This window comes from Streptomyces sp. CB00455 (genome assembly GCF_001905445.1).
GTDB lineage: Bacteria > Actinomycetota > Actinomycetes > Streptomycetales > Streptomycetaceae > Streptomyces.
The window spans coordinates 821,037-834,046 of the sequence record NZ_LIVQ01000001.1 but is presented as its reverse complement, the minus strand read 5'-3'; the positions used below and the strand labels follow the sequence as shown (position 1 = coordinate 834,046).

The 13,010-nt window shown below is 73.6% G+C and carries 11 protein-coding genes; 10 read left to right on the top strand and 1 reads right to left on the bottom strand.

Features of this window, described 5'->3' with window-relative positions; translation table 11 throughout:
* The first annotated feature begins 215 nt into the window (after positions 1 to 215).
* From AMK16_RS03840 to AMK16_RS03795, 10 genes are all read left to right on the top strand, one after another.
* Positions 216 to 953: a ribosome-inactivating family protein gene (locus AMK16_RS03840; RefSeq protein WP_107417040.1), complete on the top strand. Its 738-nt coding sequence runs from the start codon at positions 216 to 218 to the stop codon at positions 951 to 953.
* 71 nt (positions 954 to 1,024) lie between these two features.
* Positions 1,025 to 1,852 carry a hypothetical protein gene (locus AMK16_RS03835; RefSeq protein WP_073908492.1) on the top strand — a complete coding sequence of 276 codons (828 nt, stop codon included), beginning with the start codon at positions 1,025 to 1,027 and terminating at the stop codon, positions 1,850 to 1,852.
* Positions 1,849 to 2,601, top strand: coding sequence for a class F sortase (locus tag AMK16_RS03830; protein WP_079191296.1), 753 nt, complete (start codon positions 1,849 to 1,851; stop codon positions 2,599 to 2,601). The genes AMK16_RS03835 and AMK16_RS03830 overlap by 4 nt, the downstream gene beginning before the upstream one ends.
* A 438-nt stretch (positions 2,602 to 3,039) precedes the next feature.
* The gene (locus tag AMK16_RS03825) at positions 3,040 to 4,116 is read left to right on the top strand and encodes a zinc-dependent alcohol dehydrogenase family protein (protein WP_073908490.1); all 1,077 of its coding nucleotides are present in this window, start codon (positions 3,040 to 3,042) and stop codon (positions 4,114 to 4,116) included.
* A gap of 5 nt (positions 4,117 to 4,121) precedes the next feature.
* Positions 4,122 to 4,808, top strand: a complete 687-nt coding sequence (locus AMK16_RS03820; RefSeq protein WP_242438560.1) for a helix-turn-helix domain-containing protein — start codon at positions 4,122 to 4,124, stop codon at positions 4,806 to 4,808.
* Between the two features lie 111 nt (positions 4,809 to 4,919).
* The gene (locus AMK16_RS03815) at positions 4,920 to 5,516 is read left to right on the top strand and encodes an Rv1733c family protein (RefSeq protein WP_073908486.1); all 597 of its coding nucleotides are present in this window, start codon (positions 4,920 to 4,922) and stop codon (positions 5,514 to 5,516) included.
* A gap of 89 nt (positions 5,517 to 5,605) precedes the next feature.
* The gene (locus AMK16_RS03810) at positions 5,606 to 5,842 is read left to right on the top strand and encodes a DUF3072 domain-containing protein (RefSeq protein WP_073908483.1); all 237 of its coding nucleotides are present in this window, start codon (positions 5,606 to 5,608) and stop codon (positions 5,840 to 5,842) included.
* Positions 5,843 to 5,924: 82 nt separating this feature from the next.
* Positions 5,925 to 7,208, top strand: a complete 1,284-nt coding sequence (locus AMK16_RS03805; RefSeq protein ID WP_073908480.1) for a peptide ligase PGM1-related protein — start codon at positions 5,925 to 5,927, stop codon at positions 7,206 to 7,208.
* Positions 7,209 to 7,822: 614 nt separating this feature from the next.
* Positions 7,823 to 9,604, top strand: coding sequence for an N-acetylglutaminylglutamine amidotransferase (locus AMK16_RS03800; protein ID WP_073908477.1), 1,782 nt, complete (start codon positions 7,823 to 7,825; stop codon positions 9,602 to 9,604).
* Between the two features lie 935 nt (positions 9,605 to 10,539).
* On the top strand, positions 10,540 to 12,705 hold the full coding sequence (locus tag AMK16_RS03795; RefSeq protein ID WP_242438559.1) for a S9 family peptidase: 2,166 nt from the start codon (positions 10,540 to 10,542) through the stop codon (positions 12,703 to 12,705).
* Positions 12,706 to 12,772: 67 nt separating this feature from the next.
* Here AMK16_RS03795 and AMK16_RS03790 read toward each other — a convergent pair whose 3' ends face one another.
* Entirely contained in the window at positions 12,773 to 12,964 is a 192-nt protein-coding gene (locus AMK16_RS03790) for a hypothetical protein (RefSeq protein WP_073908472.1), read from the bottom strand.
* Between the last annotated feature and the right edge of the window lie 46 nt (positions 12,965 to 13,010).

Here is a 13,010-nt window from a genome sequence, read left to right as displayed (position 1 = left end):
TCGAGACCACCAGCGCCGTCGGTGGTCCCGGCCGCGGGGACGATCCCGCTTCGCGGGGCAGTCGGGCGTCATCGACGCAGGGGCGCACAGCACGGGGTTCGCTTGCGTCCGGCTCAATCACGATGAGTTCTTAGCATCAGAGGTCAAGTATGCGCTCCTGCGCTCGGTGAACGACTACAAAGAACCGGACCGAACGAGCCCCGGAGACACGGACGATGCGCGCCGTCGTCGATCGGGTTCATGTCGAAGGCGGTGGATGTGTCGTGTGCCAGTGCAGCAGGATCGAACCGGCTGCGGTCGAATACCTTCCCGGGGGCCCGGATTTCGAGCTCCTCCACCTGACGGATGCCGTCCTGCTGGAATCCGTATCCTTTTCCGTCGAGGTCGCCCCGGTGGAGGATTACCGGCTCCTCGTCTCCGCCATCCGGTCCAGAGCGGCAGAGGCGCCGGGAATTTCCGGGAAAGGGAGGCGGGGGGAGCGGAGGGTGCGTTATCTTCCCGTCAACATTCAGCTGAGGGGCTTGTCCGTCGAGCTCTACGTCGCGTTCCACTCGCGGGACTCCGGCTCGACGCGGGGCGTTCGCATCGTCGGGTTCCGCAACACCTTCGAGGACGGGCAGGCCCCGCCGGAAGCGTACTTCCGTCACGTGCGGGACTCGGTTGCCCCGCCGGGCATTCCCCGGTCGGCAGCACTGCCGTTCGGCGGGGAACCCTCCGCTCTGGAAGCTGCGGCGGATTGCCGGCGGACGGTCCTTCCCCTCGGGCGCCGCCCCATGGTCAATGCGGTCATCTGGTTGCACCGGAACAGCGATCCCAAGTGCACCGCACGCGGAATTCTCGTGCTCTCGGAGATGCTCTGCGCGGCTGCCCTTTCCCCCGTGCTGGCGGACGACGTGTCACGCATATGGATGACCGGCGGGCCTTTGTCGACTGCGGCATGGGCGGCCGCGTAACCGGCGGACGATCAATCCGCCCCCGTACGATCTGCGATTCCCGCCCGGGAGTCCATGGAACAGGAGTGAATGTGACAGCCAAGCGCGCTGGTCGCCGTCTCGTGGCAGTGGCCACCTTGCCCGCCGCCGCGTTCCTGACGTTGGGCCTTTCCGTTCCGGCCCTCGCCGACGCCGGTAAGGCGTACCAGATCGACCTGGCGCAGCTGAACGGTTCCGGTTCCCGAGGCACCGTCATGCTCAGCCTCAAGGCGAACCAGTTGACCGTGCAAATAGAGTCCGAGGGCATGGTGCCCGGACAGCCGTCGGCCCAGCATCTGCACGGCTCGACCAAGGGCCACGATTTCCACTGCCCGGACGCCAGTGACGACACCGACGGTGACGGAGTCCTCAGCAACACCGAGGCCACCGTCGACTACGGCGACATCAACATCTCGCTCACCACCTCGGGGGACACCAAGGCGGCCAGCGGGCTGGCCGTGGATCGCATGCCCGTCGCCGACAAGCAGGGCAAGGTCTCCTACGAGCGGACGATCACCGTCGGTCAGGACGTGGTCGACCACATCAAGGACCTGCACGTCGTGCAGCACGGCATCGACCGCAACAACAACGACAAGTACGACTTCGAGGGCGCCGGCAAGAGCGAGCTCGACCCGAAACTGCCCCAGGAGGCCACGGCGCCCACCAACTGCGGAGAGGTCAAGGGCGCGGCCGTGGGGTCCGTACCGGTCGGCGGTATCGAGACCGGCGGCGGCCCGCCGCAGAGCGCGGCGCTGCCGATCGCGACGCTGGCCGGGGTGACGGTCCTCGTGTACGCGGCGACGGCGGGTGCGATCGCCGCCGCGCGGAGGCGGGCCGCCGTGGTCCCCGGCCGTAGGGAGACCCCGGGGGGCGCCGCGTGAAGTCCACCGGCCCCTTCCCGCCGGCGGCGTCCGCCGCGTGGCCCCGGCGCCGCCGCACCGCGGGCCTCCTCGCCGCCGGCGCCCTGGCCGCACTGCTCCTGACGGGGTGCGCCGGCCGGGACACGGGGGCAGCCCCCGCCCCTCGGGGCCCGGCCCCGCAGAGCGCGACGACGCCGGCCGGCGGTGGCGCCCAAAGCACTCCGTCCGGGGCGGCGTCCGCCGGCGGCCACAGCGGCCACGGCGCATCGGCCGCGGGTGGGGCGCAGAGCGGTCCGGGCCAGGCCGAGCCCGTCCTCGCCCGGTCGGAGCCGCAGAAGATCACCATTCCGTCCCTCGGTCTTTCCAGCTCCCTGGAGACGCTGCGGCTGAACCAGGACGGAACCATGCAGACCCCGAAGGATCCGGCTCTCGCCGGCTGGTACGAGCCGGGGCCGACGCCCGGCTCCCAGGGGCCGGCCGTGATCGCGGGCCATGTCACGTGGAACGGCGCCGCGGCCGTGTTCGAGAAGCTGAAGACGATGAAAGCCGGTGACACCATCGAGGTGACCCGGCGGGACGGCAAGAAGGTCACCTTCACGGTGGACCGGGTCGCCGAGTACCCCAAGGACAGGTTCCCCACGCTGGAGGTCTACAAGAACCTCGACCACGCGGGCCTACGCCTGGTCACCTGTGGCGGCGATTTCGACCCGAAGAAGCACTACTACGACAGCAACGTGGTCGTGTTCGCCCGCATGACGGGGACCGCGTGACCAAGGCCGCCTCGACGCACCGGACCGAACCGGACCGGACCGGACCGGACCGGACCGGACCGGAGTGGAGTGGAGTGGCGTGGCGTGGCCCGGTGCGCACCGGACCGGAGCGCACCGGACCGGACCCGGTCTGCCTCCCGTGCGCCGGGGGTGGCAGGGCCCGCTCGCCCCGGTTGCGGCGGCGCGGGTCCGCGACACCCTGGAAGAGACGGCTGTCGAGGAGGTCCCGGCGTGGTCGCCCTCGATCGGCAACCTCGGCGAGGCGACGGTCCGACCGCGGCCGGGGAACCGCAGCATGACCGGACGGCAGGCGGGTGACCGGACCCGACGGGACCCGACCGGCCCCCCGGCAGGGACCGGTCGGCCGAAGCGGGACGGAGGTACGTGGACGGAGCCTGGCGGTGACCCGTTCCCGCACAGCACAGAGAGGCCGCAGTCATGAAGGCACTCGTCTTCGAGGGCCCCGGGCAGACCGCCTGGCAGGACGTCCCGGACCCCGCGATCAAGGACGCTGCCGACGCGATCGTCCGGATCGAAGCCGTCACCATCTGCGGCACCGACCTGCACATCGTCAAGGGCGACGTACCGGAAGTGACGCCGGGCCGCGTGCTGGGCCACGAGGCCGTCGGAAGCGTGGTCGAAACCGGCGGCGACGTGCGCAGCGTCCGTCCCGGCGACCGCGTCCTCATCTCCTGCATCTCCTCCTGCGGCCGCTGCCGCTTCTGCCGCGAGCGCCACTACGGACTGTGCCGCGGCGGCGGCGGCTGGGTCCTGGGGCACACCATCGACGGCACCCAGGCCGAATACGTCCGTGTCCCCTTCGCCGACCTCTCCGTCCACCCGCTCCCCGGGGCCGTGGACGGACCCGACGCCGTTCTGCTCGCCGACGTCTTCCCGACCGCCTACGAGGTGGGCGTGCTCAACGGAAACGTGCGCCCCGGCGACACGGTCACCGTGGTGGGAACCGGACCCGTGGGACTGGCCGCCATCGCCACCGCGAGGCTCTACAGCCCGGGGCGGATCATCGCCGTCGACCTCGACGCCTCCCGCCTGGCGGCCGCACGCGACCTCGGCGCTGATGCCACGGCCAGCGCGCGGGAGGAGCCGGAGCGGCTGGTCGAGGACCTGACCGGCGGTCTCGGCGCGGACGTGGTGATCGAAGCCGTGGGTGCCCCCGAGACCTTCGAGATGTGCACCCGCATGGTCCGCCCCGGCGGACGCGTCGCCAACATCGGCGTCCACGGCAGGCCGGCCACCCTGCACCTCGAAGACCTCTGGATCAAGGACGTCACCATCACCACCGGTCTCGTCGACACCCACTCCACCCCCATGCTGCTGCGCATGATGACCGCGGGCCGCCTGCCCGGCGCCGCGATGGTCACCCACCGCTTCGAGCTGGACCGGATGGAAGAGGCGTACGACGTCTTCTCGCGCGCCGCCGACACCGGCGCGCTCAAGGTCGTGCTGGGCGGGTCCCGGCACGACATCGTCGCCGTAGCGCCCCAGGAGCAGTGACTGCCGTGGAGAGCACACCGGGCACGCACCCGCAGCACTCTGGCGAGAGGGCCGGACGCACCGACCTCGGCCGCCGCATGGCGGCCCGCCGCACCGCCCTCGGCCTCAGCCGTGAGGAACTGGGCCGCAAGTGCGGGGCCGACGCCAATTACATCGCCTACCTGGAGGACCACGCGGCCTCTCCGTCCTTCGGCACCCTCGTCCGCGTCGCCGACGTACTCGGCGTCACGGTCGACGACCTGACCGGCGCGAACGCCGGACGCGTACGCGGCCGTTCCACAGCCCGCCGCGACACCGCGCTGGTCACGCTGGAGGAGGACGAGTGCCGGGGACTGCTCGGTACGCACGGAGTGGGACGCATCGCCGTCTACACCCCCGACGGTCCGGCCGTCTTCCCGGTCAACTACCTGATCGCGGGGGCCGACATCGCGTTCCGCACCGCCGCGGAAACCCTCGCGGCCCAAGCGGAGGGGACCGAGGTCGCCTTCGAGATCGACAACATCGACGACGTCACCGCCGGCGGCTGGAGCGTCCTGGCCGTGGGCGAACTGCGAGCCGTCACGGACCCCGAGGAGATCCAGCACCTGGTGGCCATCGCGCGGTCCCAGCCCTGGGCCGGCGGCCCGCGCACCCACTGGATGAAACTCACCCCCCTGCGGCTCACCGGCCGTCGCGTCACGCACGAGTCATGAGCGAAGGGGGCGCGGACCCGGACCCACGACGCGGACCCGGGCCCACGACATCAGCGCCGAGCTCGCCGCCCGAGCCGGCGGGCCGACTGGGACGGATCACGGAGGCGCGTCATGCCCCACCGCACGCCGGGGGCCCGGGACAATCCGCTCAGGCGTGACGCCGACCGCACGCGTGCCCGCCTGCACGTCGCCTTCCTTCTGGCCTGCCTGCTGGCCGTGATCTGCGGCGCCGCCGTCGGACGCACTGCCTGGACGGACGCCGGCCGCGCCGCCGAGGAGACCGCACGCCACCGGCACTCGGTCACGGCCGTGACGGTCGGCCGGACCACCTACCTGGCCGGGACGGGACCGGGCGCCCGCCCCGTCCCGGTGGCCCGCGCGACCTGGCGTGATGGCTTCCACCGCGTCCATACGGCCACCGTCTCCGTCCCGGCGGCGACCAGGAACGGAGACACCGTGCACGTCCGGGTCGACGACAACGGCAACGCGGCCGCCGACCCGCCCGGCACGTCCGACATCGCCCTGAACGCCCTCGGGCTCGCCGCGGGGGCGGCGGCCCTCATCGTGCTCACCGCGGGCGCCGCCATCTGCGTGCGCCTGCGGTCCGTCGACGCACGCAGCGGACGGGCGTGGGAGAGCGAATGGGAGAGCGTCGAGCCCCGGTGGTCCGGCCGTCTGCGGCCCGGACAGGAAGCCGGCGACGACTGACACCACCGCCGGCCGGGCTCACGACCGCGGGCGTCATTCGCGGCGGACGCCTGCCGGATGGCCGGGCGGAAATCGGGTAGCCGCACCGCATGAACGAGCGAGAGAACCCGACCCCCCAGGACGACGCGGGCAGCCCGGCCAAGGACGTGGAGGACTGGGTGACCGGTGACGAGCCAGCGACCGCGCCCCAGCTCAGCTACCTCCGGACGCTGGCCCGCGAAGCCGGTGAGCAGCTTCCGGAGATGCTGACCAAGGCCGAGGCGTCCACACTGATCGACCGCCTGCAGCAGGCGTCGCCCCGTACCGGGGAGGACCCTTCTTCGTAGGGGCCCGGCCGGCGGCGGCAGGGGGCGGTCCCGTGGTCCTGCCACCGTGCGGTGGCCTCAGGTGACAGTGGGAGGAAGAGCCGTGCACGAACCGGACGCAGCGCCCCTGGTGGTCTTCGCCAATTTCCTCTCCGACCTTGCGGTCGATCTTCAGGAGGGCCAGGTGCTGGAGCGGTGGGCCGAGCAGGCACCGCGCAAGGCCTGGCTGCTGCGGGCCGGGGACGTGCTGGTGACCCCGGGGCCCCTCAGCGACGAGTTCCGCCGTTACGTGAGCCGCCTGACGGGAGTGCCCGGCGAGCGGACCGCTGTCATCGAAGTGCCACCGGCCGGTGTCGTCCCCCTCGCGGAAGCGGTCCACCGGGCCGGGCTCCTGGAGCGGGTACGGACCTACGCCGGCCGGCCGGGCACGGCTCTGCTGCCCACCGCCCTGGACGCCTCCGCCATCGCCTTCGCGCGGGAACTCGGGCTCACCGTGCACCCCTACGCCACGGTGGACCATGCGGCCGCCGCACTGCTGACGATCATGCTGCTGAACACGAAGGCCGGTTTCCGCCACGCCGCCGAGCAGCTGGACATGCGCCTGCCGGCGGGACGGGTGTGCCTGCGCCCGGAAGTCGAGGAGGTCGTACGGCAGCTGCTGGAGCGGCACGAGCGGGTGGTGGTCAAGCCAGACCGCTCGGCGGGAGGCCACGGGCTGCGCTTCCTCTCGCGGACGGACGTGCGGGAAACCGACCTGGCGCTGGACACGGTCGGCGGCCCGCAGGGCACGTGGGTGGTGGAGGAGTGCGTGCCCGTCGCCGAGTCCGTCAGCATCCAGATGGAGAACACCCCCTCCGGAACGCGCGCCCTGTTCAGCGGTGCGATGCGCACGGAACGGGGCGCCTTCACTGGCTACGTGTCGCCGCTGCCGCCGTCCTGCGCGCACGTGGCCGCAGAACTGGAGGAGTGGGGGATGCGGCTGGGCCGTCACTTGTCCGGCCACGGCTACCTCGGCCCGTTCGGGGTGGACGCCCTCGTCGGCACGGACGGCGTGGCGTACGCCAGTGAGAGCAACGTCCGCCGTACGGCGACGACGACGCCCCACGCGATGGTCATGCGGCTGGCGGCGGCTTCCGGCCTCGCCGACCCGGCCTGGGTGGTGGCGAAGAGACGGACGCGCCGCCCCCTCGGCTTCGAGGAAGCCCTCGACCGGCTGCGCGTGCACGGCCTGGCTTTCGACCCGGAGCACGGTCAAGGGGTCGTGCTCTACGCGGATGCGCCGCAGGACGGCCGTTCCTGGCGCTACGCGGTCATCGCCGCGCACGAGGAAGGGGTGCGCGAGCGGGAAGAGGGACTGGCGCGGGCCCTGGAGTTCGAGGACGGCTGAGCCGCGCCTGCGTCGGCCGCGTCGAGTGGCCGGCGTGCGGTGCGCAGCGCGCAGCGCGCGGTGCGCGGCGTGTCGTCGCCCGGGACCGGAGGGGTGCCGGGCGGGTGCCGGTACGGCCACGGTGGTCCCGCTCGTGGCGAGCCGCCTCGTGAGCGGTACGACGCACCGCCCCGGGAGCCCGGGCGCTCGGGACCCCGGCGGCCCGAGAGCCGGAGAGTCCGGGAGTCCGGGATCCGAAGCGCCCGGGGGCCTGGTTCTGCCGTCGGCCTCCGGGATCCGCCGGATCTGACGGCGCGGGCGGGGCTCCCCGAAAGCGCTCTCACACCCGCTCGTCCGCTGTCCCGTCCCGGGAGAAGGCCACCCCGTACACCCCGAAACAGGGCCTACGGTCCGTGGCGCGTGGGGTGGGCGGCCGCTTAAGTGACCTTCGGGCGGGCAGGGGCCCCGTATGTCCATCGCCCGAGCGGACCGGCCCGCAAGCGCCGGCCCCAACTGGCACAGGAGTGAAGAATGTCGTACGTGACCTGGTCCTCCACGGAGATTGAGGTCGTGAGGGGGCGCTGCCCGCGAAGCGCCGTCCTCGTGGTGAACGCGCCGGCTGCGGTAGGTGCCCCGTGTGCGGCTTGAGCGGAGAGGTGCGTTTCGACGGCGGCCGACCCGACCTCGCCGCGGTCGAACGCATGACCGACGCGCTGGAGGCGCGCGGACCGGACGGCAGAGGCGCGTGGTCGCAGGGGGCGGTGGCCCTCGGACACCGGCGCCTGAAGATCATCGACCTCTCCGAGCGCGGCTCCCAGCCCATGAGCGACGCACAGCTGGGACTGACGGCCGTCTTCAACGGCTGCATCTACAACTACCGCGAGCTGCGCGCCCGGCTCGAAGCGCTGGGCCACCGCTTCTTCTCCGACTCCGACACCGAGGTGGTCGTCAAGGCGTACGGCCAGTGGGGACGGGAGTGCGTCCAGCACCTCGTCGGCATGTTCGCCTTCGCTCTCGTCGAGCACGAGACCGGCCGCGTCGTGCTGGTCCGTGACCGGCTGGGCATCAAGCCCCTGTACGTCACCGAGGACGGCGACCGGCTGCGCTTCGCCTCCACCCTGCCCGCCCTGCTGGCCGGCGGAGGCGTCGACACGTCCCTCGACCCGGTGGCGCTCCACCAGTACCTGACGTGGCACGGCACGGTGGTGGCGCCCCGCACCGTACTGGCCGGAGTGCGCAAGATCCCGCCGGCCACCGTCCGCGTCATCGAGCGGGACGGCACCCACCACGACCACTGCTACTGGCAGCCCTCCTACACCCGGCACTCCGAACTCGGCGAGGACCCGGCGCTCTGGCAGGAAGCGGTGCACGACGCGCTGCGCACGGCCGTACGGCGGCGCACCGTCGCGGACGTCCCCGTGGGCGTGCTCCTGTCGGGCGGCCTGGACTCCAGCCTGATCGTGGCGCTGCTCGCCGAGGAGGGGCGCGCGGACCTCGCGACCTTCGCGATGGGCTTCGAATCGGAGCACGGGGAGGAGGGGGACGAGTTCCGGTACTCCGACCTGATCGCCCGCCGCTACTCGACCGACCACCACCAGTTCATGATCCTGTCCGACCGGCTCCCGGCCGCGCTGGAAGCGGCGATCGGCGCCATGAGCGAGCCGATGGTCAGCCACGACGCCGTGGCGTTCCACATGTTGTCGGAACAGGTCTCCAAAGAGGTCAAGGTCGTGTTGTGCGGCCAGGGCGCGGACGAGGTGTTCGCCGGATACCACTGGTACCCGCAGATCGCCGCGGCCCCCCGGGCGGGCGCGGCGGACGCGTACGCCGACGCCTACTTCGACCGGACGCACACCGAACTCAGCGCCATGCTGCACCCGGACGCCGTGGCGGACCACGACGCCTCGCGGGACTTCGTCCGCACCCATATGGCGGCCCCGGGGGCCGAAACCGCCCTGGACGCCGCCCTGCGCATGGACGTCCACGCGCTGATGGCCGACGACCCCGTCAAGCGGGTCGACAACATGACGATGGCGTGGGGCCTGGAGGCGAGGGTCCCGTTCCTGGACCACGAGCTCGTCGAACTGGCCGCGGCCTGTCCTGCGCAGCTGAAGCTGGCGCAGGGCGGCAAGGGCGTGCTCAAGGATCTCGGACGCACGATCCTGCCCCGGGAGATCGTCGACCGCCCGAAGGGCTACTTCCCGGTGCCGGCCGTCCGGCACATGGCCGAGCCGGTGCTGGCGCGGGTACGGGACGCCCTGACGGCCCCGGAGGCGCGCCGCCGGGGGATATTCGACCAGCGCCACGTGGCCCGGATGCTGGCGGAACCCGACCGCTACCGCGCGAAACGCGGGGCCAGCACCCTGTGGCAGGTGGCGACGCTGGAGATCTGGCTCCAGGCGCACGGCATCCACTGATCACCCGAGCGGTCGCAACACCCCGGAAGCGGACGCACACCGCGGAGAGGCGGGCCATGCCCCCGGACCACACGAAACCGCCGGAGCGCGCGCTCGGGGCGCCGAATGCCGTGCCGCCTGCGGCGGGCCCCGCGCCGGACCACCCGCCGAGCCCCGCGCCGACACCCGTGTCGGGCCGGACGCCGGCACCCGCGTCCGGCCCCGCGCCGGAATCAGCGTCGGGCCGGGCGCCGGAATCAGCGTCCGATCCGACGCCGGGTCAAGGCCCGGGCTCCATGCCGGGCCCGGTGCCGGGATCAGCATCGGGCCGGGCGCCGGGACACGTGCCGGGCTCCCCATTGGGCCATGCGCCGGAATCCCCGCTGGGCCGGGCGCCGGAATCAGCGTCGGACCAAACGCCGGGTCAAGGCCCGGGCTCCATGCCGGGCCCGGTGCCGGGATCAGCGTCGGGCCGGGCGCCGGGACACGTGCCGGGCTCCCCAGTGGGCCATGCGCCGGGGCGAGAGCCGGGCTCCGGGCCGGGCAAAGCCCCGGGCTCCGCGCTGAGCGGCAGGCCGGGCCAAGCCCTGGGTTCCGCGCCGGGCCAGGCGCCGGGCCGAGCCGCGGGGTCTGCGTCGGGTCAGGCGCCCGGCTCCGCCCTGGGGCATACGCCGGGCCGAGTCCCGGGCACCGCGTCGGGCAACGCGCGGGGGCCAGCCTCGGGCACCGCGTCGGGCCGGGCGCCGGGGTCAGCCTCGGGTACCGCGTCGGGCCGGGCGCCGGGGTCAGCCTCGGGCCCAGCCGCCGGCTCCGCGTCGGGCCGGGCGCCCGGGCACGTGCCGGGCTCCGTGTCGGGGTTTGGGGTGGGGGGCCTGGAGGGCCCGTCGGCTGCGGTTGGCGCGGTGGGGGGCGCGCCGTCCGCCGGGCCGCCCGCGCCCGCCCCCGTGCCGGTCCGGATGTCCGACCACCGCAGCGCCGATCCGCCGACCCTCCTCACCGCCCACGGGTGCTGGTACCCCTCCGCCGACCCCACCGGCGAGCACGTCGCGTTCATCTGCGACCGCGCCGGCGTCCCGCAGCTGTGGAGCGGACCCGCCCGGGGGACCGAGGCCCACGTGCTGGACGGGGACCCGGAGCCGGTGACCGAGGTCTCCTGGTCACCCGACGGGCGCTGGATCGCCTACACCTCGGCGCCGGGCGGCGGCGAGCACACCCGTGTGCTGGTGGTGCGTCCGGACGGAACCGGACGCCAGGTGCTCGCGGGCGCCGAACCGGGAGGCTCGGCGCACCTCGGCTGTTGGACGCGGGACGGCGCCGCACTGACCGTCACGGTCGCCCAGCCCTCCGCGACGGGCGCGGAACACGCCGGGCCGGGACACCTGCCGCCGGACGCCGGCGGCGCGCCCGGCGCCGGGGCGAGCGCTCCCGGGGCCGCCTGGTCCGAACGCGGCGGCCCCGCGACCCTGCTCGGCGCGGGTGCCCCGCACCCAGCCGCCCGGCCGGGCACCATGCCGCCCCTGACCGGCCCGGCCCGCACGGACGATGGCCGCGCCGCGGTTCCGGGTCTCGGCGCGGATGGTGCCCGCGCCGCGGTGCCGGGTCTTGGTACAGACGGAGCCCGTGCCGCGGTCCCGGGTCTGGGCGCGGATGGCGGTGGCGGCTTGGCCGCCTACCTGGTCGACCCGGACGGAGCGAACGCACCCGTGCTGCTGTACAGCGAGGCCGGGGCAGCCTCCCTGCGCGTGTGCGACATGAGCGCGGACGGCCGCTTCGCGCTCGTCCGCCGGGGCCCGCGCGGCCGCCGCGAGGCCCTCGTCCTCGACACCGCCTCGGGCCGCACCACCTTCGCGCTGCACGTCGCCGACGGGGACCCCTGGATCGGCCGGTTCTCCGCCGACGCACGGACCCTGTGGCTGCGCAGCGACGCCGAACGGGAATTCGCGGCCCTGCTGCGGGCCCGGCTGGACGAGGAGGGGACTTGCCGGGGCCTTTCCGTCGCGGTCGAGCGCGAGGAGTCCGGGCTCGACCTCCTCGCCGTCCCCGACCACGGCCGGTGGGCCGTCCTGGCCTGGAACGCGCACGGCACGAGCCGGCTGGAGAGCGTCGGGCTCCCCCTCACCCACACCGACGGGGACGTGGTACCGCACCAGCGCCCGGTCCTACCCCACGAAGTCGTCACCCGCATGGCGGCACTGGAACGCGGCGGCCTCTTCGCCGCCCTGTCGGGATCCCGCCGCAGGCCCGGCATCTGGCGGCTCGACGGCGTCCTGGAACCCGCGCGCGTCGGCTGGTCGGCGCGGGACGCCGACGCGGCCCCGCCCGGGCGCCCTCCCGTACGGCCGGTGCCCCTGCGCTGCCGGGCCCGGGACGGACTGGTGCTCGGGGGCTGGTACTACCGGGCTCCGGATCAAGAACCGGGCCGGCCCGCCCCGTGCGTGATCCACCTCCACGGCGGGCCGGAAGAACAGGAACGGCCCGTGTTCAGCCCCCTTTACCACGAGCTCCTCGGCAGGGGCCTGGACGTGTTCGCCCCCGACGTCCGCGGCTCCGGCGGCTGGGGGCGGTCCTTCGTGGACGCCGACCTGGGCGCCGGCCGGTTCGCGGCGATCGACGACGTCGCCGACTGCGCCGCGCACGTGGTCTCCCTCGGGTACGCCGACCCCCTGCGGCTGGGGGTGATGGGCCGCTCGTACGGCGGCTACCTCACCATGGCCTCGCTGGTGTGGCATCCGGAACTGTTCCGGGCGGGGGTCGCCGTCTGCGGGATGTCGGACTTCGCCACCTTCTTCTCGGGCACCGAACCGTGGATCGCGCAGTCCGCCGCCGCCAAGTACGGCCACCCGGAACACGACCGCGAGCTGCTGCGGGCCCTGTCCCCGATGAGCCGCGTCGACCAGTTGCGCGCCCCCCTGCTGGCCGTCCACGGCGAACACGACACCAACGTGCCGCCGACGGAGTCGGAGCAGTTCGTCCGCGCGGCGCGTGAGCGCGGCGTACCGGCCCGGCAGCTGACCCTGCGCAACGAGGGCCACGAGTTCTTGCGAGCGGACAACCGGCGGCTCTATCGACGTGCCGCCGCGGACTGGCTGGAGCGGCACCTCGGCCGCAGCCCGGCCTCATGACCGGGCCTCATGACCGGGCCCCGGGCCCGGAGCCCGGGAGCCGTGCCCGGGAAGCCGGAGCCGGCCTTCAGTCGTCGTCGGGGTGCGCCTGCGTGCGCAGCGTCCAGGCCTTGCCCGAGCAGTCGTACGGCAGGGGCGGGAAGTGGTGTCCGCGGACATCCGTGCTCTTGCTCCACAGGTGTTCCCGGCCGCAGTCGCAGGCGTAGATCCCGCTCTGCGGCACGATCTCACCGGGACGCCACCGATTCGTCTCGTTCATGCCCAGCCCCTACCCGTCCCCTCCGGGCGCACTCCGCGGCCGGAGG

What these genes read in the sequence shown, in the direction of transcription:
- AMK16_RS03840 (WP_107417040.1), top strand. Translation starts at nt 216, where the DNA reads ATGCGCGCCGTCGTCGATCGGGTTCATGTCGAAGGCGGTGGATGTGTC.
- AMK16_RS03825 (WP_073908490.1), top strand. Translation starts at nt 3,040, where the DNA reads ATGAAGGCACTCGTCTTCGAGGGCCCCGGGCAGACCGCCTGGCAGGAC.
- AMK16_RS03815 (WP_073908486.1), top strand. Translation starts at nt 4,920, where the DNA reads ATGCCCCACCGCACGCCGGGGGCCCGGGACAATCCGCTCAGGCGTGAC.
- AMK16_RS03810 (WP_073908483.1), top strand. Translation starts at nt 5,606, where the DNA reads ATGAACGAGCGAGAGAACCCGACCCCCCAGGACGACGCGGGCAGCCCG.
- AMK16_RS03795 (WP_242438559.1), top strand. Translation starts at nt 10,540, where the DNA reads ATGTCCGACCACCGCAGCGCCGATCCGCCGACCCTCCTCACCGCCCAC.
- AMK16_RS03790 (WP_073908472.1), bottom strand. Translation starts at nt 12,964, where the DNA reads ATGAACGAGACGAATCGGTGGCGTCCCGGTGAGATCGTGCCGCAGAGC.